17 protein-coding genes are annotated in these 19,788 nt (G+C 69.9%); 7 read left to right on the top strand and 10 right to left on the bottom strand.

Translation table 11 applies throughout. From position 1 onward, the window contains the following. Together OG322_RS41245 and OG322_RS41240 are read right to left on the bottom strand one after the other, a co-directional pair. Complete coding sequence (locus OG322_RS41245) at positions 1-1,095, bottom strand: methyltransferase (RefSeq protein ID WP_241200544.1); 1,095 nt, start codon at positions 1,093-1,095, stop codon at positions 1-3. Next, positions 1,092-2,138, bottom strand: coding sequence for a PLP-dependent cysteine synthase family protein (locus OG322_RS41240; protein ID WP_123471703.1), 1,047 nt, complete (start codon positions 2,136-2,138; stop codon positions 1,092-1,094). Before OG322_RS41240 ends, OG322_RS41245 begins: the two co-directional genes overlap by 4 nt. Positions 2,139-2,341: 203 nt before the next feature. On the opposite strand from OG322_RS41240, the gene OG322_RS41235 reads away from it, so the two are divergent. Genes OG322_RS41235 through OG322_RS41225 form a run of 3 tightly spaced genes read left to right on the top strand, consistent with a single transcriptional unit; the run spans position 2,342 to position 5,795 of the window. Then, entirely contained in the window at positions 2,342-3,214 is an 873-nt protein-coding gene (locus OG322_RS41235; protein ID WP_164494607.1) for a helix-turn-helix domain-containing protein, read from the top strand. 23 nt (positions 3,215-3,237) lie between these two features. Next, positions 3,238-4,509: an MFS transporter gene (locus OG322_RS41230; RefSeq protein WP_260147629.1), complete on the top strand. Its 1,272-nt coding sequence runs from the start codon at positions 3,238-3,240 to the stop codon at positions 4,507-4,509. Beyond that, positions 4,506-5,795 carry an ATP-grasp domain-containing protein gene (locus tag OG322_RS41225; RefSeq protein WP_124286622.1) on the top strand — a complete coding sequence of 430 codons (1,290 nt, stop codon included), beginning with the start codon at positions 4,506-4,508 and terminating at the stop codon, positions 5,793-5,795. The genes OG322_RS41230 and OG322_RS41225 overlap by 4 nt, the downstream gene beginning before the upstream one ends. A gap of 86 nt (positions 5,796-5,881) precedes the next feature. Here OG322_RS41225 and OG322_RS41220 read toward each other — a convergent pair whose 3' ends face one another. From OG322_RS41220 to OG322_RS41190, 7 genes are all read right to left on the bottom strand, one after another. After that, positions 5,882-7,300, bottom strand: coding sequence for a dihydroorotase (locus OG322_RS41220; RefSeq protein ID WP_123471696.1), 1,419 nt, complete (start codon positions 7,298-7,300; stop codon positions 5,882-5,884). Then, the gene (locus OG322_RS41215; RefSeq protein WP_123471694.1) at positions 7,288-8,439 is read right to left on the bottom strand and encodes an acyl-CoA dehydrogenase family protein; all 1,152 of its coding nucleotides are present in this window, start codon (positions 8,437-8,439) and stop codon (positions 7,288-7,290) included. Before OG322_RS41215 ends, OG322_RS41220 begins: the two co-directional genes overlap by 13 nt. After that, positions 8,418-9,464, bottom strand: coding sequence for a PrpF domain-containing protein (locus tag OG322_RS41210; RefSeq protein WP_123471692.1), 1,047 nt, complete (start codon positions 9,462-9,464; stop codon positions 8,418-8,420). The genes OG322_RS41215 and OG322_RS41210 overlap by 22 nt, the downstream gene beginning before the upstream one ends. Next, the gene (asnB, locus tag OG322_RS41205) at positions 9,461-11,266 is read right to left on the bottom strand and encodes an asparagine synthase (glutamine-hydrolyzing) (RefSeq protein ID WP_123471690.1); all 1,806 of its coding nucleotides are present in this window, start codon (positions 11,264-11,266) and stop codon (positions 9,461-9,463) included. The genes OG322_RS41210 and asnB overlap by 4 nt, the downstream gene beginning before the upstream one ends. A 327-nt stretch (positions 11,267-11,593) precedes the next feature. Then, the gene (locus tag OG322_RS41200; RefSeq protein ID WP_329307834.1) at positions 11,594-12,580 is read right to left on the bottom strand and encodes an aldo/keto reductase; all 987 of its coding nucleotides are present in this window, start codon (positions 12,578-12,580) and stop codon (positions 11,594-11,596) included. 46 nt (positions 12,581-12,626) lie between these two features. After that, positions 12,627-13,607: an NAD-dependent epimerase/dehydratase gene (locus OG322_RS41195; RefSeq protein WP_123471753.1), complete on the bottom strand. Its 981-nt coding sequence runs from the start codon at positions 13,605-13,607 to the stop codon at positions 12,627-12,629. Between the two features lie 82 nt (positions 13,608-13,689). Further along, the gene (locus tag OG322_RS41190; RefSeq protein WP_123471686.1) at positions 13,690-15,078 is read right to left on the bottom strand and encodes an NDP-hexose 2,3-dehydratase family protein; all 1,389 of its coding nucleotides are present in this window, start codon (positions 15,076-15,078) and stop codon (positions 13,690-13,692) included. Positions 15,079-15,353: 275 nt separating this feature from the next. On the opposite strand from OG322_RS41190, the gene OG322_RS41185 reads away from it, so the two are divergent. The 4 genes from OG322_RS41185 to OG322_RS41170 all read left to right on the top strand — a co-directional run bounded on the left by OG322_RS41185 (position 15,354) and on the right by OG322_RS41170 (position 18,422). Beyond that, entirely contained in the window at positions 15,354-15,770 is a 417-nt protein-coding gene (locus OG322_RS41185; protein ID WP_123471684.1) for an ester cyclase, read from the top strand. Between the two features lie 69 nt (positions 15,771-15,839). Continuing rightward, positions 15,840-16,457, top strand: coding sequence for a dTDP-4-dehydrorhamnose 3,5-epimerase family protein (locus OG322_RS41180; protein WP_123471682.1), 618 nt, complete (start codon positions 15,840-15,842; stop codon positions 16,455-16,457). 226 nt (positions 16,458-16,683) lie between these two features. Then, positions 16,684-17,496: an AfsR/SARP family transcriptional regulator gene (locus tag OG322_RS41175; protein ID WP_123471680.1), complete on the top strand. Its 813-nt coding sequence runs from the start codon at positions 16,684-16,686 to the stop codon at positions 17,494-17,496. Positions 17,497-17,513: 17 nt separating this feature from the next. Beyond that, the gene (locus OG322_RS41170; protein ID WP_123471678.1) at positions 17,514-18,422 is read left to right on the top strand and encodes a glycosyltransferase; all 909 of its coding nucleotides are present in this window, start codon (positions 17,514-17,516) and stop codon (positions 18,420-18,422) included. 115 nt (positions 18,423-18,537) lie between these two features. Here OG322_RS41170 and OG322_RS41165 read toward each other — a convergent pair whose 3' ends face one another. Further along, on the bottom strand, positions 18,538-19,746 hold the full coding sequence (locus tag OG322_RS41165; RefSeq protein ID WP_329307833.1) for an acyltransferase family protein: 1,209 nt from the start codon (positions 19,744-19,746) through the stop codon (positions 18,538-18,540). Positions 19,747-19,788: the final 42 nt, after the last annotated feature.

Raw genomic sequence — 19,788 nt, 5'->3', positions numbered from 1 at the left:
CTAACCCTTCACTCCGCACAGAAGACTGTGGACATGAATCATCTCGGGTGGCCGCTCGTCCGCCCCATGCGTGATCGTCTCGACGTCGGTGAATCCGCATTCCTCCATCCACTGCTTGTACGTGGAGGCCTTCTGCGGGCCGCCTTCGGCCGTGCTGCAGCCGAGGAAGTAGGCAGGGAAGAAGTCCGCCTGACTCGATTCCCTGACATTCTCGGGATAGGTCGGCACCAGGGCGTAGATCCGGCCTCCGGGTTCCAGGCAGTCGTAGACGGCGCGCAGCACCCGGAACACGTTCTCCTTGCCCAGCTGGTCCAGGAAGTGCTTGACCAGAACGGCTCCGAAGCCTTTGGGCAGACCCTCGTACACGTCGCCGCCGATGAAGGTGCAGGAATCCTCGACACCATGCGCGCGGAAGTTCTCCAGCGCGTCGTCCCGCTTCTCCGGAAAGTCGAAGCAGGCCACTTCGAGGTTCTTCTCCGGGTTGTACTTGCAGGTGAGGATCGCACCGAGGCCGGTGTGGCCGGCCAGGTCAAGCACCTTGGTGCCGGACGGGATATCGACGTTCTCGAAGAACCAGGGGTCGATGAGGGATGTCGTCTGGTCCATCATCTCGGACCAGGCACCACGGAGTTCCTCGTGCCCGGCGCACGCCTCGTACAGATCGCCGTGGAACCCGAAAATCTTCTCCAGGCCCACGACCTTGCCTGTCCGTACGCTGTCGGGAAGGTAGTAGAGCTGCCGCAGACAGACTTCCTTGATCATGGACATCAGGCGCATGGCCCGGGCGAATTCGTCGTCGGAGAGGCGGGCGAGACCCACTGCGCGGTATCCGCCGGTATCCGCGTCGTACGCGATGAAGTCTTCCTTGACCAGCAGATGCAGCAGTTGCTCGACGGCATCCGGCCGGACACCGCTCGCCTCGGCGAGATCCGCGGCCGACAGCGCGGTGCCGTCGCTCTTGCGGAGCCGGTCCAGAATCCCGAGCTCGTAGCAGGCGTGAACGGTCATGAACCGGGTCGGGCCGACCGCGAGATCCCGGAACTGCTCCAGGACCCGCGCGGACTCCGTCCGCGGCCCGTCGGGCGTGGTGGTCACGCGCCCACCTCTTCCCACTGCTCGGGGTTCCCGGCGTCGGCGAACAGGGTCACCACCACCTGGTCCGAGGGCAGCTGTGCGGCGATCCTGCGCGCGACCAGCCAGTTCGCCGAGGCGGAGGTGCCGATCCGGGTGCCGGTGAGGCTGTAGAACTCCGCGGCGCCCTCGAGTGCTTCGGGATAGGAGACCTGCCGGTGCGCGGCGACGTCGTTCTCGTACGCCTTCACGAACGGCTGCTTGAGGCCGTAGCCGAGTCCTCCGGTGCCGCACAGTCCGCGGGGGGTCGCCGGGGCGCCGCCGTGCCCGTACGGGGATTCGGCAGGCGTGACGCCCACCGCCCGGACGCCGGGGTTGACGGTGCGCAGCATGTTCAGGACGCCGATGAGGGTGCCGCCGGTTCCGATGGCGGCGACCCAGGTGTGCGGGATGCGGCCGTCGAGCTGCCGGACGATCTCCGTGCCCGTGGTCGCCTGATGCATGGTCAGGTTGGCGGGGTTGACGTGCTGGAACAGCAGCTGCCGGGAGCTGTCCTCGTCCGCGATACGCAGCGCCTGCCGGATCGTGCCGAGGAAGCCCTCCTCCTCCGGGGCGATGTCCACCGCGGTCCCGCGCGACCGCAGGGTGTCCAGCACGCTGTCCGACGTGAAGGACGCCACGACCAGGTTCAGCGGAATCTCCGCCTCCGCGCACAGATAGGACAGTGCCAGGCCCAGGTTCCCGCCCGAGTACTCCACCAGTCGAAGGTCCTCCGCCGGCCGGTTGCCGTGGCGCCTGATGGCATCGCACACCAGCGCGTAGGCCACTCGGTCCTTGACCGAGCCCGCCGGATTTCCCCATTCGCACTTCGCGAGAATGCTCGCGCCGCCGGGCGCCGTCGGGACCTCGATGAGGGGCGTGTCCCCGAGCCGTTCCCGGAATCTCGCCAGCCCGGGATAGCGCTCATGAATGGCGTCGACGCTCTGCAGTTCGGAATCGGCGACGTGGCTGAACGGTTTCAGCAGCTCGTCCACCACCGGGGCCAGAATTCTCCGCACGTCATCCATGAGACTTCCTCTCCGCCGCCTCGTTCACGCGGGCGGCGTCCTCTGTAGCGGGGGAGGCGGGTTCTTGCATGCTTCACAGCATGGGAGGAGCCCCGGCGTGAGACATATCCCAAATTGCTGACACCCGCCGTGCCGTGGTCGCCCTACCGCGGTTCGAGTGCGGTGCGAGCCGTACCCAACCGGGGCGGCGCACCTTGGTGGCCGTGACAGCAGACAGGCGCCAGGTCGTGCCCGAAGCCCGCAACGGTGCCATTCGTGAAGCCATAGAACGTGCCATCGAATACATCTGGGAGCGGTACAGCGAGCCGGTCTCGCTGGACGAGCTCTCGAAGAGCGCTCTGCTCAGCCGCTTCCACTTCGCCCGGACCTTTCGGGAAATCACCGGCGTGACCCCCGGCCGGTTCCTCTCCGCTGTCCGCATCCATCAGGCGAAGCGTCTGCTGACCACCACATCGAGGACGATCACAGAGATCTCGTTCGCCGTCGGATACCAGAGCCTCGGGTCGTTCACGAACTACTTCACGCAGAGCGTCGGAATGCCCCCGAGCCAGTTCCGTCACCTCGTGAGGGGCACCGCGCTCAATCCGACCCTGCCCAAGGACGAGGTGCAGGCATCACACGGCACGGCGGCCGTGACAATCTCCTTTCCCAGCGCGTGCCCGGCCCTGCGCGTGTACATGGGGATCTTCCCCTCCCCCATCCTGCAGAGCCCGCCGGTCGCCGCGAAGATCATCGATGCGGCCGGCGACCACCCCCTGCGCTGCGTCCTGTCCGGTGTGCCGCACGGCACGTGGTTCGTCCATGCCGTCGCGGCCACGCGCACCACCCGCCCGGACCGGCGCACTGACCCGATGCTGTTCGTGGACCGGCGCGACTCCGTGACGGTCGGCGCACGCTCGCCCCTTCGCGTATCGATGCGCCTGCGCCCCAGCAGACCGACCGATCCCCCGATCCTGTTCGCGCTGCCGGTTCTGCGTTCCCTCCCCCCTCCCGTCCGACCGCAGACCGGGTCGGACGGAATCGGCTCGGATGCCGGCTCTGTTGGCCGTCCCCTCAAGAACTCGAGGCACCCATGATCCCTGCCGGCATACACCGGAACGTGAAGCTGCGCATCGGAGTCGGGTTCGTCCGGAAGTTCCTGGACATCATGCTCGCCCCGCTGATGGTGATCCACTTCTCCCATCTGTACGGTGCCGCAACGGCCGGACTCATGACGTTCGCGATCGCCGTCGCCGTCGTCGGGTGCACGTTCATCGGGGGCCACATGTCCGACACCCTCGGCCGGCGCCCCACCCTCCTGCTCGGCGAGATCGGCAGCGCCGCCGCCCTCGTCCTGCTCGCGCTGGCCAACTCTCCGTGGTGGCACTCGGGAACCGTGACCTTCTGCTGCTACCTGCTCAGCACCAGCCTCTTCGGTATCGCTGTGCCGGCCAACGACGCGATGATGGTGGACATCTCCACGCCGAAGACGCGCGAGCAGATCTACACGATCAACTACTGGTCGATCAACCTGGCGTTCCTCCTGGGTTCCCTCGTCGGCGGCTTCGCCTTCGGCGCGTTCTTCTTCCAGCTCCTCCTCGGCGCCGCCGTGCTGGCCGGCGTCATCGCGCTGATCACCCTGGTGGCGATCAGCGAGACCGCGCCGAGCGACCGCACCGGTACGGCACGGGACCCTCGGGCCCGCGGCCGGCTCAGGTCGCTGCTGGGCGGTTACACGACGGCGCTGCGCGACAGCGTCCTGGCCCGCCTGGTCCTGTCCGCCCTGCTGATCCGCAGCGTCGAGATCCAGATCTCGTACTACATCGCCGTACGCCTCAGCACGGACTTCGAGCGGCAGCAGTTGCTGAGCTTCGGGCCGTGGCGGCCGACCGTCGACGGTGTCGAGATGCTCGGCATCCTGCGGGCGGCGAACACCCTCATCGTGGTCTGTCTGGCACTGTTCGCCGCGTGGCTGTTCGGCCGGCTGTCGGACCGGCAGCGGATCTTCGGCGGCATCGTGCTCTTCACGGCCGGATACATGGTGTGGGGGGCGAGCAACGCGCCCTGGCTGCTGCTCGCCGCAGCGGTGGTGCTCACCGTCGGCGAGATCATGTCGGTGCCGATCCGGCAGGTCCTGCTGGCTGACCTGGTGCCCGCAGACGACCGCAGCAGGTACATGGCCGTCTACCAGATCAACGTGCAGCTGGGGATGGTCGTCGCCTCGCTGTGCCTGGCCCTCGGCGTACTGATCCCGGCGGTCGGGATGAGCCTACTGTTCGGGCTCTTCGGAGTGGGCGCGCTCCTCATCTACTGGTCGCTCTTCCGCGAGCGCGACGCCCGTGCGGCCGTCCCGCAGCCCGCCGCCGTCCAGGAAAACACGCAGCAGACATGAGTGCGGCCCGCATCAGTGAGGGGAACACCACGTTGAACAACAAGATCCTCATGGTCATGCCATGGCGAGCCTATGTACGCAAGGCCACCGAGGAGGGCTTCCGGGTCTTCTCCATCTGGGACCCGGAGCGCATCCCGGACGACCACCGGGAGGAGGTCGCCCGGTACTCCGAGGAACTCCTGTTCACCGACTTCCGGGACGTCGCCGGGCTGCGCCGCCTGGTGGCCGGCACGGCCATACGGCTGGGCGTCGCGCACGTGCTGCACCTGGGCAACGAGGACACCCAGCTGCCGGTCTGCGAGGAGGCGCACGCCCACGGTCTCGCCCTCAATCCGCCTGAGGCACTACGCGTCATCAACGACAAGACGGCGATGCGGCAACTGCTGCGCGAGCGCGGTCTGTCGCCGGTGCGTGCCACCGCGGCCGCGTCGGCGCACGAGGTCCGGTCCTTGCTGTCCCGGCTCGAACTGCCCGTCGTGGCCAAGCCGGCCCTGCTCTCCGGCAGCCGCGGCGTACGACTCGTCCACGAGGCCCGGGACCTGGACGAGTGGGAGGAGCAGCTCGCCGACCAGCGCTACACGGGTCCCGTGCTGATCGAGGAGTACCTGCGCGGGCCGGAGTTCAGCGTCGAGACGCTGACGGCGCAGGGCACCCACCATCTCGTGGGCATCACGTCCAAGCGCAAGACACCGCCGCCCGGCTTCACTGAGATCGCGCACGTGCACCCCGCGTCCCTGACCGAGCCGGACCGGGCGGCCGTCGCCGATCTGGTGGTGCGGTTCCTGGACGAGGCCGGTTACCGGTTCGGCCCGGCGCACACGGAGGTCATCCTGACAGCGGACGGACCGAGGATCGTCGAGTCGCAGACCCGCGCCCCGGGCGACCGAATCCATCGGGCCATCGCGCTCGCGTCCGGGTACGACATCGAAGCGGCCATGTTTCGCGCACTCGCCGGCAAGCCGGTCCAGGTGAACACCGCTCATCGGGTGGGGTGTGTCTCCTTCTTCCAGCTCCCGCCCGGGCGGCTCGTGTCTGTGGAGGGGCTGGACGACATCCGGGCGCTGCCGTTCGTGCACGAACTGAAGTTCCCCTTCGCACCGGGCGACACGGTCCCGGAAATCAAGAACTCCGGGAGCCGGCACGGTCATGTCGTCATCGACGCCGCGTCCGAAGAGGAAGTGGACCGCCGGATCGCCCTTGTGCGCTCGCTGTTGCGCGCCACGACGGACGCCGGTCTCTCGGACGGGTCGGGGGACACCCCGCAGGCCCGGGCGGGACTGGGCTGATCGCGGGGTGCTCGGGGGAGGCGCGACCGGCCGCCCCCGAGCCCCGGTGCCCGGGCTCGTCCCCGTAGCCACGTCCCGACGGGGTGTCAGGCGCGGCCGCTGTCCGCGGTGAGACCTCGCCCCGGTGGTCCGGCCGGGAGCCAGCGTCCGGTGGGACTGCCGGCCTTCTGCTCGTTCGCGTCCCAGACCACCTCACCCGCCCTGATCGTGGTCCGCACCCGGCCAGCCATCGTCCATCCCTCGTAGGCCGACCAGCCGCATTTGGACTGTACGTCGTACGCGGAGAGCATCCAGGAGTCGTCCGGACCGAAGACCGTCAGGTCCGCGTCGGCGCCCGGCTCCAGACGCCCCTTGCCCGGCAGCCGGAACAGCTCGGCCGGCCCGGCCGCCAGATGATCGACGAGTCGCGCGATCGCCACATCGCTGGACTCGTCCGGCCAGCGTCGGCGCATCCCGGTCCAGACGGCGACGGCGAGCTCCTGCACGCCGGGAATCCCGGGCGGAGCGTCCGGGACCGGCAGGAGCTTCTCCGCCATGGTGTGCGGAGCGTGGTCACTACCCAGTGCGGCGACCTCGCCGCCGCGCAGGGCCGCCCAGAGCCGGTCCTGGTCGGCGGCGGAGCGGATGGCCGGCGAAAGACGGGTACGCGCTCCGGTCCGCAGGGTGTCCTGGTCGGTGAACGACAGGTGGTGCCCGGTCACTTCGTAGGTGACGGGGAGTCCGGCGTCGCTCGCGGCCGCGAGCAGGTCGGCCTCTTCCGCGCTGGACACATGCAGGATGTGCGCCTGCGTTCCGTGCCGGTGTACGAGCTCGATGACCTCGGCCACGGCCGCGATGCCCCCGCTGCGGGGCCGGGACCGTTCGTAGGCGTGGTGGTCCCGAAGCCGGCCCCGCCAGTCGTCGAGCATCGTGAACAGGGTGTCCCGTTCGGCGTGCAGCACCAGTCGGACCCCGCCGACGGCCGCGGCGGCGAAGATCTTCTCCAGCCGTTCCGCGTCCCGCACGACCGTGGGTGCGGTCTGGTGCCCGGCCATGAACACCTTGGCGCTGGTGGCGATCGCGGGATCGAGGTCGGCGAGCAGTTCTGGCCGGTCCGGATCGGCGCCCATATGGAACCGGTAGTCGACCAGCGAGGACCCGGCCACCAGTGCGGCCTTCGCCGCTATCGCCTCCGGCGACAGCCCCGGGGGCCGCGTGTTCGGCATGTCGATGACCGTGGTGAAGCCGCCGGCCACCGCGGCCCGGCCGGCGTGCTCCCAGTCCTCCTTGTGTTCCAGGCCCGGGGTGCGGAAGTGCACGTGCGAGTCGATGAGTCCGGGCAGGACGTAGGCGTCGCCGGCGTCGAGGTGTGGCACGCCCGGGGCGGCCTCGTCGATGGCAGTGAGGCCGGTGACGGCGGCGATACGGCCCGCGGAGACGAGGACCGCGCCCGGCCGTACTCCCGTGGGCGTGACGAGTCGCCCGCTCACCACGAGATCGGCGGGTTTCCGGTTCAGCTCTCCCATGACGCCGCCACCAGGTCCCTGCACAGATCGTTGGTCGGGCCCATCAGGGCGACCGCTCGGGCATCGGCGATCAGCCGGTTCAGCCGGTGGCCGACGACGTAACCGGCGGACCCGAGCATGCGGGAGACCTCCAGGCAGATCTGCTCGGCGGTCGCCGAGGCGTGCAGCTTGGCCTGGAGCGTGGTCCGGCCCGGATCGTCCGACGACCGCCGGCCCGCGCGCGCGACGAAGGCGTGCGCCGACTCCAGGAGGGTGCTGAGCGCGACCATCTGGCGCCGGCCGACCGGGGCCAGGGACGGGTCGAGGAGGGCGCGGTGCCCGACCGCGAGGTCGTACGCCGCCTGGGCGATGCCGGCCGACACGGCACCGAGCGTCGCGCCGCTCTCGCGGACGCCGGCGATGACGGCCGCCGCCTCTCCGAGCGGTGCCAGGCGGTCGTCGTCGGTGACCTCGCAGTCGCTGAGGCGGACGAAGCCCGTGGCCGATCCGCGCATGCCGACCAGGTCCAGGCTCAGATCGGGGATCAGCCCGGAGTTGTCGCCGCGCACGAGGAAGAAGCTCTGGCCCGCCGCGCCATAGCGGCTGCCCGCGTCGTCGTCCTGTGCCGACGTCCGTACGAGCACGAGATAGAGGTCGGCGACACCGGCGCCGGTGGTGAACGACTTCGCGCCGTTCAGCCGCCATCGGCCGTCCGGCAGCCACTCGGCGGTGGAGGCCAGCCGCTTCTTGGCGGCGCCCGCACCGGGCTCGCTCCATGACGAGGCGGCAAGGCACTCGCCGGAGGCCAGGGCCGGCAGGAACCGCGCCTTCTGCTCGTCGGTGCCCCATTCGTCGATGCGCGCGCACACCGCGAAGTGCTGGAACAGGATGATCGCCACGGACGGGTTCACCGTCGCTACCTGTTCCACCACCCGGTTGACGGCCACGGCGTCGCCTCCGGCGCCTCCGTACACCTGCGGGACGGCGGTCGCGAGCAGGCCCGAGGCCCGCAGTCCCGACAGCGCCGCCGGGTCGGGCCTGCCGGTGACGGCGGCTTGGGCATCGGAGTCGCGCAGTAGGTCCAGGAACGGCGGTGCGAGGGTGGGGCCGACGGTGCGGACGGCTCCTTCGGTGCGGGTCAGGCGGGAAGCGACAGACATTCTCCGAACTCCCTGGGTTGGAAATAGGTGAGTGACTCGGGGAAGAACGAGCCGTGGAACCGGACGGTCTTGTTCCCCACGGCGACCCAGGCGAGTTCGGTGCGTCCGTCGCCGGTCCGGGTGGTGGCGGTCACCGCCGTGCTTCCGCCCGTGGTCAGGATGTCCACATGCCCGTCGGGGCATCCCGCCTCCCGTGCCGCGAGCCATGGAATCGTGTCCGGGATGCAGCTCGCCGCCCCCAGGCAGACCGCGCCGGTCAGCGCCAGCGTGGGATGCCAGCCGGGTACGGTCACGGCCCGGGCCGCGATCCGGCCGGGTCCGTCGGGAACCACGACGGCGATCTTGGGGAACGCGCCGTCGGGCGCCCATTCGAACAGCCGGGCCGCCGCTTCACGAATCCGTTCCAGCCGGCCGAAGAGGGCGGGCCCGCCGGCGAACAGTTCCGCGGAGCCGGACACTCCGGCGTCCCGCGCCCCGACGAAGACGTACGGATTGCCCGAGGAGACGAGGGAAACGGTCACCTTCTCATCGTCCAGGTCGAGAATGGTCTGCGGTTCGTCCCGCAGCAGCAGGCCCGACACCGGGACCGGGGGCGTGTGCAGGAAGTACATCGTGCAGCGGGCCGTGTCCCGGTCGGCCTCCTCGATCTCGCACACGAGGTGATCGCCGTTGTTGAGGACGCGCACCCGGGCCCGGTCCCCGGGCGCCTGCCGGGGGAGCATCCCGGTGTGTCCGGCGGCGATCACGGAGCACAGCACGGAGTGCCCGCACGAGCCGCGCAGATCGAACCGCTCGACACTGTCGGGGAGCGCCTGGACGAAGCGGTAGTCAAGATCGAACAGCGGATGCGACGAGGACTCGATCAGCGCGATCTTGAGGATGTGCGCCCCGCCGGACAGCACCAGCCGGCGGCGGACGCCGGTGAGGGCCTCAAGGAGCGGTCCGCTCTCTCGCGGGAACTGCCGCGCGTCGAGGACGAGCGTGGGGCAGGGCGCTCCGGAGGCGTAGGCGATGTGGCCGATCACGCGGACATCACCCCTGTCGCGGCTCCCACCCGTGCGCCGGGCCGCAGGAACAGGTCCTGCCATATCTCGTGCACCAGCAGGGCCCAGATCGTCAGCGCCGCGGTGGCGTCCGGGCGGTCGGCCTGGGCCGTGAAGAGGTTCTGTACGGCGGTGGGGTCGATCTGGCCCGCGGAGCGCAGCCGGCTCACGGCCAGCATGTCCCGGGCGTAGTTCCACAGCGGCCGCCCGGGGGCGAGCATCGCGGTGATCGGCAGGGTGAAGGGCTGCTTGGGCCGGTTCAGGACGTCCTGCGGCAGCAGTCCGGACGCGGCGCCGTAGAGCGCCCGTTTCACCTGCCCGCCGCTGATGCGCTGGGAGTCGGGCAGCGCCCGGCCGAAGGCGACGATGTCGCGCTGGCAGAACGGCAGTCGCACCTCGACCGAGTGCGCCATGCTCAGGTGGTCCACGCGGCGCAGGTGGTAGGCGGGCAGCCGGTACTCCATCTCGAACGCGGTGATCCGTCCCAGCGGGCTGTCGCCGTCGTCGCGCAGCAAGCGGCCTGCCCGCTCGGGAAGCGGCGTCGTGCGGTCCACCTCGGCGGCGTAGTCCTTGGTGTAGAGCCGGTTCCGCCGTCGCGCGGGGACGACGGCGAGGGCGTCCCGGTACGCCGCGGACCACGCTCCGGGGGTCCGTGCCGCCTCGCGCATCCGGTCGTAGCCGCCGAAGACCTCGTCCGCGCCGTCGCCGGTGAGCGCGGCCTTGAAGCCGGCGTCCCGGACGGCGCGGAACAGGGCGTAGGTGCTGAGCGTGATCGGGTCGGCGTTCGGCTGACCCAGGTGCCACACGACGTCCGCCATCAGGTCGGGGAAGGTGGCCTGGTCGATCTCCACCTGGTGGTAGACCGCTCCGGTGCGCTCCGCGATCTGGCGCGCGTACACGCGCTCGTCGCCGGGCCAGGTGCCCTTGTAGGAGAGGTTGAAGGTGTGCAGGTCGCCGCCGTCCTGTGCGGCGAGCGCCGTGACCAGGCCGGAGTCGAGCCCGCCGGACGTGATCGAGGCGAGCGGGACGTCGGCCACCCGGAGCCGGCTCACCTCGTGGCGCAGCATCTCCCGCAGCCGGCCCGGGGTGTCGCCGCCGGGCAACAGGCCGGGCTCGGGCGGGTTCCGGCGCAGGACGCGCATCCCGGAGGTCCGGTCGCAGACCAGTGTGGCGGCCGGGGGCAGCACCTTGATGTCGGCGAACATCGTCTGTTCGCCGAAGGGTGTCCTGGTCGCGAGATAGGCGTCGAGGCCCGGCGCCCAGAGGGAGTTGGACACCGCGTCGAAGGCGAGCAGGGCGGGGATCTCCGAAGAGAAGTGAAGCGCTCCCGATGCCGGGTCCCACCGGTAGTACAAGGGCTTCATGCCCACGTGGTCGGTGGCGAGCACGAGCCGTGGCTCGGCGCGCAGGTCGAGGACGGCGATCGCGTACATGCCGTCCAGGTGTTCGGGGAAGCTGTCGCCGTAGACGTCGTACAGCGCCGGGAGGATCGATCCGTCACAGCGGTCGGTGAACGTGTATCCCCGTGCGCGCAGCCTTTGCCGGAGCTCGTCGTGGTTGTAGATCTCGCCGTTGAAGACGACTCGTATCCGGCCGTCCAGCAGCTCGTAGGGCTGTCTGCCACCGTCAGGGTCGACGATGGCCAGCCGGTTGTTCCCGACGGACCACTCCGCGCCGTGCGCGCTGCCCTGGCCGTCGGGGCCGCCGTGCCGCTGAAGTGCGCCGACCGTCTGGAGTTCGTAAGGAGTCACCGTTCCGTTCAAGTGACCAAATATCCGACACATCGCCCGACCCTCGCCTGTATGAATGGATGAGAACTGGACTTTCGGCACCGACGCGACGGCAGCGGGTCGACTTCAGCGGCCTCAAGTTGACCAGCACGGCCTAGAAGCGGGCTCGAGCGCCGGGGCAGGCGTCACCGTCGTGGGGCGGGTGCGGGTACGCGACGATGATCGGGTTCGGGAAGCGGCTCCGGCCGTCGGGGACGACGGCCCGGAGCGGACTGCCGCTCGGACGGGGTCCTGACGACTGTGCGGGGGCGGGGCCGCGCGGAACAACGAGTGCCCGGCAACCTCGTCAGTTGCCGGGCACTTCGTCACCTCTGTGTCAGGTCAGGTCAACCAGCAGTCGGGGGCGGGGCCGCCGCTGCCGAGCGACGGGAAGAGCACGTCGAGGTCGGCGAGGAGGGACTCGGGCAGCTCGCAGTCCAGGGCTTCGAGTGCGCCATCGATGTGCTGCTCGGTCCGCGGGCCGATCACCACGCCGGTCACCCCGGGGCGGGACAGCGTCCAGGCCATGCCGACCACCGCCGGATCCAGGCCGTGACCGGCGCAGAGCTTCTCGTAGGCCTCGATGGTGTCGCGCTGCGCGTTCAGGGCCTCCAGGCCGCGGCCCTGCGCGGACTTGACGGCCGAGTTGGTCTCCATCTTGCGCAGCACGCCGCCGAGCAGGCCGCCGTGCAGCGGTGACCAGACGAAGAGTCCGAGTCCGTACGCCTGGGCTGCGGGAATCACCTCGAGCTCGGCGTACCGGGTGACCAGGTTGTAGACGCACTGCTCGGTGACCAGGCCCAGGCTGTTCCTGCGCTGCGCGGCCGCCTGCGCGGACGCGATGTCCCAGCCGGCGAAGTTGGACGAGCCGACGTAGCGCACCTTGCCCTGGGCGACCAGGAGGTCCATGGCCTGCCAGACCTCGTCCCAGCCCACGGTCCGGTCGAGGTGGTGCATCTGGTAGACGTCGATCCAGTCCGTTCCGAGCCGCTTGAGCGACGCCTCGCAGGCCGCGACGATGTTGCGGGCGGACAGACCGTGGTCGTTGGGGCCCTCGCCCATCGGGTCGCCCACCTTGGTGGTCAGGACGACCTGGTCGCGGCGGCCCGGGCTCTTGCCGAGCCAGCGGCCGATGACCTCTTCGGTGTGGCCCTTGTGGACGCGCCAGCCGTAGATGTTGGCGGTGTCGATCAAATTGATGCCCCGGTCCAGGCCATGGTCCAGGAGCCGGTGCGCCTCCGGCTCCTCGACCCGGCCACCGAAGTTGACGGTGCCGAGGGCCAGCCTGCTGACCCGCAGACCGGTACGGCCCAGCTGTGTGTAGATCACGCGTCCTTCTCCTCCTTCAGCGATGGGTGCTTGCGCGGCGACGGGCTCACCACACGTCGGCCTCCCGGCCGTCGGTGCAGAACTCCGTCGTCAGACGCAGGCCCTCCTCCAGGGACACCTGCGGTTCCCAGCCGGTGGCGGCCCGGAACGCGGAGGAGTCGACGGTCACGCTCCGGAAGTCGCTGACCTCGGCGTACTCCGGCGGCTCGACGGAGACCACCGGCACCGGTTCGGCGCCCGTCTGCTCGGCGACCAGCGCGGAGACCTTGGTGAACACGTCCCCGAGCGCGGCCCCTCGGCCGGTGCCGATCAGCCGGCGCTTTCCCCCGAGCACATCCATGTGCGGGACGGCGGCCCAGAAGGCGCGGGCGGCGTCATCGACGTGGAGCAGGTCCCGGCGCACTGTTCCGTCGTGCCACATGGTCAGGGGCTCGCCGGCCACCGCGCGGCGCGTCATCGTGGAGACGATGCCCTTGTCCCGGGCGGTGGACCCGGCGCTGTAGCCGTACAACGTGGTGAGGCGCAGGCTGGCGCCCCGCACCGTTCCTGCCGCGTCGGCCGCCAGCAGCAATTGTTCCGCCTCGAGTTTCAGTCGTTCGTAGTAGCCCTTCGGCCGGTCGGGTTCGGTGCCGTCCCGGACCTCCTTGTCCGAGTCGCCGGCCGCCGTGACCGATCCGGTGAACAGGACGGTCGCGGGCTCCCGGGAAGCGGGGCGGTCGCCGAGGGCATCCAGCAGATCCCGCATCAGGCCGACGTGGACGCGTTCGGCGCCCGGGTCGCCGTCCGCTATGCGCCAGGTGGAGGCACCCTCCAGGTACGCCAGTGCGTGGATGACGACATCGGCGTCGGCGACGGCGGCGGCCATGCTGCCGGGTTCGAGAAGGTCCGCGGAGACCACCTCGATCTCGGCGCGGGCATTCTCGGGGACAGGGCACTTCCGTCGGGAGACGGCCCGAATCCGGACCGGATGCTGTGCCAGCTCGCGGAAGACGGCGGAGCCGACGAAGCCCGCGGCGCCCAGCACCACGATGAGCGGGGAGTTCACTCCCGTACCTCCAGAGGGTTTGCGTGGTTCGGGAACCGCGGTTCCCGGTAGTTCCGACGGCCCGTCAGAGCAGGCAGGAGGCCAGGCTGCGGGCCTCGACGTTGACGTGGTATCCGAAGTGGATCAGGCGGCTGAGCAGGTTCAGGCTGATCCAGCGGTAGTTGTCCGGTGCCTCGACCGTGTGGTCCTCGGGGACCTCGACGACCAGGTGGCGGGTGTCCGCCTTGGAGAAACGGCCGCCGTCCTCCGACTGGATGGTGTCGAGCCGGGTCCACGACGCGGATGCGTCGAGGTACTCCGTCAGCGGCGGGAGGTCCTGGGGGCCGCGGTGGTAGCCCGGGGAGAACTGGACGGTGGGGCCGAGTTCGAGCCGGTCGGTCAGGCCGGGCTGGATCGTGGCCTGGAGCAGGAACTGCAGTACCCCGTTCCGCCGCTGGCAGACCAGGGCGACGGCGTTGCCGGGGCGGGGTTCGAGCATGGGCTGCCACCAGGTGCCGACCTCCCGGCTCGTGGCCTTGACCGACATGCCGATGATGTCGAAGATGCGGCCGTCACGGTGGCGGATGCTCTCGTCGTCGCAGATCCAGTCGTCCATGTCCCGCAGGCTGATCCGTCTGGCGTCCAGGCTGTACTTCGCCTTCTGGTCGAAGAGCCACGTCAGCGCGCCGGCGAGGTCGTCCGCCGAGCTCGGCGTCCGGTGCGACTCCAGGAGCTCGGCGTGGAAGCCCTCGGGCTGCTCGCCGTAGGACAGCAGGTCGCCGTCGGCACCGCCGTACGCTATGCCGGACAGCACGGTCCGGGCGTTCATGTTGACGCGGTTGCCGAGCATGAGCTGGTGGCGCACCTGGCCCAGAGTGAGCCAGGTGAAGTCGTTCTCGACGGGGACGTCCTCGTCCTCGGGCACCTCGACGATCATGTTCCGGTTCCTCTTGTGCAGGTACCAGAAGCCGTGCTCGGAGAGGAGCTGGTCGAACAGGACGCGTCGCCGCGTGCCCTCCAGGAAGTAATCCAGGTACGGGGTGGCCCTGCCACCGTGCACCCGCCGGTAGTTGCTCTGCGTCGCCTGGACGGTCGCCGCGTACTGGACGAAGGCGGTGTTCCCCGGCTCCATCTTCGCCTGCATGAGGAAATGGAGCACACCGTCGAACCGCTTGGCGACGATCCCCAGGATGCCGACCTCCGGCTGGACGATGATTGGCTGGGACCACTGCGGAACGGGTCCGAAGTCCGTCCGTACGGAGAGCCCCTCGACCGTGAAGAACTTGCCGTCCTCGCGGCTGAGCCGGTCTCCGTGGTGCCAGTTCGGGAGGGCGGCCAGGGGCACCCGCTCGACGTCGTACGAGGCGGACTCCTCGCGTTCCTCGAGGAAGGCTCCCGCGTCGGGGGTCAGCCGGGACTTCGACACCAACGCCGACGCCAGGAAGTCGTCGGCACCGTTCACCTCGGGCTGCATGCTGCTACTTCCTTTCAACGAGCTGTCGGGCGGAGGTGGCTCTGTCGAAGCGGGGCGACCTCGGCGGCCACCCAGGGCTCCTCGGGACAGTGGCCGGTTCGGTTCGGTTCGGGACGGCGACGCTAGGGCGGGCCCCTCGCCCCTCCCTCGCGCTCCGCTGGAGCGTTCCGGCGCCCGCCGCGCCTCGCGCCCGGATTCCCGCTCCAGAGGGACTCGACCGCGGCTGGCGATGCTCGACCTGATCGTTCTTCTCCCAGCCCGCCAGAAAGGCCCCCATGTCGAATCACCACGCCCTCGTCCAGAGCTTCGTGGACATGATCAACAGCCACGACGTCAGCACCATGGAGAAGCACACGGCTCCTGGTCACATCGACCACAACCCGGGGGTGGCCGACGGCATCGAGGCCAACCGGGGCTTCTGGACCCAGGTGTTCAGCGCCTTTCCCGACCTGAAGGCCGTGCTGCACGACGCCGTCGGGGAAGGGGACCGGGTGGCCGCGCGTCTGGAGTACAGCGCGACCCACCAGGGCACGTTCCTCGGCATACCGGCCAGCGGACGCCCGGTGAACTTCCAGTCCATCGACATCTGGAGGGTGGAGAACGGGCTGTTCGCCGAGCACTGGGACCAGCTGAACATGGACGACCTCTTCCGCCAGCTGGGCGTCGACCCGGCGCCGGCCGCACAGGCCTGAGGGCTGTCCTGGGCGCGGCATCAGGGTTGCTCCACTCGGTCTTGAGCAGCGGCGGCTACCGTCGTGACCATGGAACCCATCAGCCTGGAAGTCAGCGAACTCGCCCTGCCGGGCGCGTTCCTGCTTACGCCCCGGGCCGTTGGGGACGAGGTCGTGGTGCGCTACGAGACCTTCCGCCAGGACCGTGTCGAGGACGTGATTGGACGGCCCTTCTCGATCCGGTACAGCGATGTGTCGGCCGCGCGGCGCGCGGTCCTGCGGGGCATCCACGGCACCGACGCGGAGGACGGCCGTGCCCGGCTGTTCGACTGTGTGCGGGGTTCCGCCCTGCACGTCGTGGTGGACCTGCGCGTCGGGTCCCCGGAGTACGGCCGGCACGAGACGGTCTGGCTGGACCACCACAACGCGTCCGGAGTGTTCGTCTCCGAGGGCCTGGGCCACGCCTGGCTCGCGCTCGAGGACGACACGGTGGTCGCCTGTCACAGCACCCGGCCGGCCGGGCCCGGCTACACGGTCAGCGCGCTCGACCCCGCTCTGGCCCTGCCGTGGGGGCTCACCGAGGAGCCGGTGATGTCCGACGAGGATCTGGCCGCGCCCACCGCGGCGGAGGCGCTGGCGAAAGGGCTGCTGCCGACGTACGAGGACTGCCTCGCGCCGTACAACCACCCCGTGATCATGGGGGACTGAACCGACCCGTAGCCGACCCGGCCTCCCCCTTCCGGCCGGACACGACGAGGCCCCGCCACCATCCCGGCGCGCGGGGCCTCGTCGTGTCCGGCACGCCCCGCCACCATGAATCGGTCATGCCCTGACCAGGACAGACGCACTCGCAGGAGCGGGAACAACACACTGTCCGCACGAGGCGGCCTCGTGGGAAGTTCAAGGTTCCATGACAGAGACATAAGGGGGCAGCATGCGAATCTCTGTTCTAGGGTCTTTGGATGCCGAACTAAACGGCGTTCCGATCCTGCCCACGGCGGCGAAGCCGCGTCAGATCCTGGCGCTGCTCGCCATCTACGCGAACCAGGTCCTACCGGTTCCCACCCTGATGGAGGAGATCTGGGGCGACGCACCGCCGCGCAGCGCGCTCACCACGCTGCAGACCTACATCCTCCAGCTCCGACGCTGCATGGAGAAGGCACTGGACGGGGAGCCCGGCGGTTCCAAGGCACTGCTGCTGACCCGGCACGGCGGATATCTCCTGCACACCGAGCCGGGAAGCATCGACGCGCACGAGCACGACCGGCTGGCCTCACTCGGCCAGCGCGCCTTCGACCGCGGAGAGCACCAGCAGGCCGCGGAGCTGTTCCGGGAGGCGCTCGCGCAGTGGCGGGGACCGGCTCTGGTCGACGTACGCACCGGACCGCTGCTGGAGATCGAGGCGATGCGCCTTGAGGAGAGCCGGCTCGGCGTGCTGGAGCGGCGCATCGACGTCGAGCTCCGGCTCGGCCGGCACGGCGAACTGCTCACCGAGCTCATCGCCCTCGCCGCCAGGAACCCGCTGCACGAGGGGCTGCACGCCCAGTCCATGGTGGCCTTCTACCGGGCGGGGCGGCCCTCCGCGGCGCTCGAAGTCTTCCAGAATCTTCGGAGCCGTCTCGTGGAGGAGCTGGGCATCGAGCCCTCGCAGCGTCTGCAACATCTGCAGCGTGCCGTGCTCGGCAGCGACCCGGCGTTGGACATCGACGTCGAGAACGGGCGGATGCTCGACCGCTTTGCCAGGTAATGGCGCAGGGAGGAACTGTGCGTGTTCTCTTCTCGGCGGGCCTCGGCATGCCGGCGGTGCTGCGCATGGTGCTGCTCGCGAGAGAACTGCAGGCGGCCGGGCACGAAGTCCGCTTCTGCGGTCCGGCCCGGACCCGCCACCGCGTGGTCAGTGCCGGGCTCGTCCCGGTACTGGCCGCTCCACGGCGGTTCAGCCGGGCCTGGCAGCCCGACCTGGTGGTGCACGATCCACTGTGCCCGGAATCTACGGCCATGGCGGCCGAGTCGGGGGTGCCCACCATCGGCTATCTACCGTACGCCCACGCACCGTTGTCGCCGCGGCCGACCGTGTGGATCGACCCCTGTCCCGGGCCGTTGCGGGAGCGGCCCGACCCCGACGCCTGGCATGTGTGCTGTGATTCCTACGAGCTGCCCCCGCAGCCGGTGCCCCAGCTCACCGAGCTGTCGCTGCGCCCCCGCGTCTGCGTCACCGGGATGCCCACCGGCACCCGGCCCCGGGACCGGCATCGAGCGGGGCTGTTCCGCCGGGTCGCCGAGGGCGTCGAGAATCTCGGCCTGCAACTCGTCGTGCTGACCGGCGACGCCCAGCCCTGGAGCGTGGTGCTGCAGGGCAGCGTCGTCATGGTGCACGGCGGGGACGAGGGGAGCGTGTATGCGGCCGCCCGGTACGGAGTCTCCCAGCTGGTGCTGCCGGCCGGGGAGGAGGAATGGCGGGCGGGCAAGCGTCTGGAACAGGCGGGCATCGGCCTGTGCCTGAGCGACGACGACCTGGCGGGCGCCTCCAGCATGCTGCGGCTGCGCTTCCACCTCGCCGAGCTGGTCAATGGCGGCCGGGTACTGCCCGCGGCCGCGGAGTTGGGCCGCGACATCGCCCGTATGCCGCGGCCCGCCGATCTCGTGCCCCGTATCGAGGCACTGCCACGCTGATCCTGGACGTCGGTGCCGGCCCGGGAACACGGCAGCGGCGGCGCACCATTTCCGGTGGAGGGGTGCCGCCGCTGCGGTGTTCCCGGGCCGGTGCTGCCCGGCGTCCGGTGGGGCGTCAGACGCCCGTACGCGTTCGGTCGGTGCGCCGCGACTGACTGAACCGGCGCACGAACGGCGTCTCGACCAGCCGATGCAGCAGCCAGGACAGCACCACCGTGGCGAGGGCCGCGCCGATCATCAGGGCGATGCTCTGTGTGAGGGAGTACATCTGCGTGCCTAGCTGCTTTCGCAACGTCGCCAGCACGATGTAGTGCAGCAGGTAGAAGGCGAAGGAGATCTCGCCCAGCCAGACCATCGTGCGGTTGCGGAACACGGTGAAACGGCCCTCGATGTCCGAGGTCGCCGCGGCCGCGATCAGCAGCACGATCGGGATGATCATGGTGGCGCGCTGCCCGTAGAAGTAGGGCACGTGGAAGGTGAGCCAGTAGCCGCCGGCCAGCAGCACGAACGACGGAATGATGCCGATGTTGCGCCAGCGCCCGTGCTTGACCGCGAGCGCGACCAGGATGCCGAGGGCGAAGTCGACCACGCGGACCGGCGGCAGCACATACGTGAACCAGTACGCGGTGGCGGGCATGTTCTGGCCGCTGGGCACCAGCGGGGTCGCCGGGAACGCCGCGTAGGCGATCGCCGGGGTGGCCCACACCAGGGCGATCGTCCCGGCGATCCAGTACTTCAGACGGCGGGGGTCGATGTGCCGGAAGACGGCCAGCAGCAGCGGGAAGCTCAGGTAGAAGACCGCTTCCACGCCCAGCGACCAGCTCGGCGGGTCCACACTGAAGTTGGTGTAGTAGTCGGGCGCCCACACCTGGACCATGAAGAGGTTGGAGAGGGCGATGCCGGAGGACGTGGCGCTGCTCGCGAACAGCACCATCGCGAGCACCCAGGCGACCACGTAGTTCGGGTAGACCTTGACGAACCTGCGTCGCCAGAACCTCGTCGTGGTGTCGGTCTCGCGCGCCGACCAGGTCAGCACGAACCCGCTGAGCACGAAGAAGAACGCCACCCCGAGCCCGCCGGCCTGGTCGAACCAGCCGAACAGCCGGAACTCGGTACGGTCGTCGGCCAGCAGCCGCAGCGTCGGTATCGGGATGAAGCAGTGGTAGACGAACACGGTCAGCGCGGCAAGGAACCGCAGGCCGGTCAGGGACGGCAGCCGGGGGGTGCGGGCGGCTTGCGGCTCGGTGGCCGCTGCGGCCCGGACACCCGGACCGCCTTCCGCGGCGGCCGGCTCCGGGCCGGACAGTACTTGGTCAGTGGCCATAGGACTTCCGTTCTCGGGTGAGGTCCGGCAGCGATCCGGCTT

The organism is Streptomyces sp. NBC_01260, assembly GCF_036226405.1.
Taxonomy (GTDB): Bacteria; Actinomycetota; Actinomycetes; order Streptomycetales; family Streptomycetaceae; genus Streptomyces; species Streptomyces laculatispora.
Note: the sequence above shows the minus strand (reverse complement) of the source record. Positions and strands in the feature narration are given on the sequence as shown.

Excerpts from the sequence above, each read along its gene's own strand:
- asnB (WP_123471690.1), bottom strand. The coding sequence starts at position 11,266 with ATGTGTCGGATATTTGGTCACTTGAACGGAACGGTGACTCCTTACGAA.
- OG322_RS41180 (WP_123471682.1), top strand. The coding sequence starts at position 15,840 with ATGGAACCCATCAGCCTGGAAGTCAGCGAACTCGCCCTGCCGGGCGCG.
- OG322_RS41220 (WP_123471696.1), bottom strand. The coding sequence starts at position 7,300 with ATGGGAGAGCTGAACCGGAAACCCGCCGATCTCGTGGTGAGCGGGCGA.
- OG322_RS41215 (WP_123471694.1), bottom strand. The coding sequence starts at position 8,439 with ATGTCTGTCGCTTCCCGCCTGACCCGCACCGAAGGAGCCGTCCGCACC.
- OG322_RS41175 (WP_123471680.1), top strand. The coding sequence starts at position 16,684 with ATGCGAATCTCTGTTCTAGGGTCTTTGGATGCCGAACTAAACGGCGTT.
- OG322_RS41240 (WP_123471703.1), bottom strand. The coding sequence starts at position 2,138 with ATGGATGACGTGCGGAGAATTCTGGCCCCGGTGGTGGACGAGCTGCTG.
- OG322_RS41190 (WP_123471686.1), bottom strand. The coding sequence starts at position 15,078 with ATGCAGCCCGAGGTGAACGGTGCCGACGACTTCCTGGCGTCGGCGTTG.
- OG322_RS41225 (WP_124286622.1), top strand. The coding sequence starts at position 4,506 with ATGAGTGCGGCCCGCATCAGTGAGGGGAACACCACGTTGAACAACAAG.
- OG322_RS41165 (WP_329307833.1), bottom strand. The coding sequence starts at position 19,746 with ATGGCCACTGACCAAGTACTGTCCGGCCCGGAGCCGGCCGCCGCGGAA.
- OG322_RS41185 (WP_123471684.1), top strand. The coding sequence starts at position 15,354 with ATGTCGAATCACCACGCCCTCGTCCAGAGCTTCGTGGACATGATCAAC.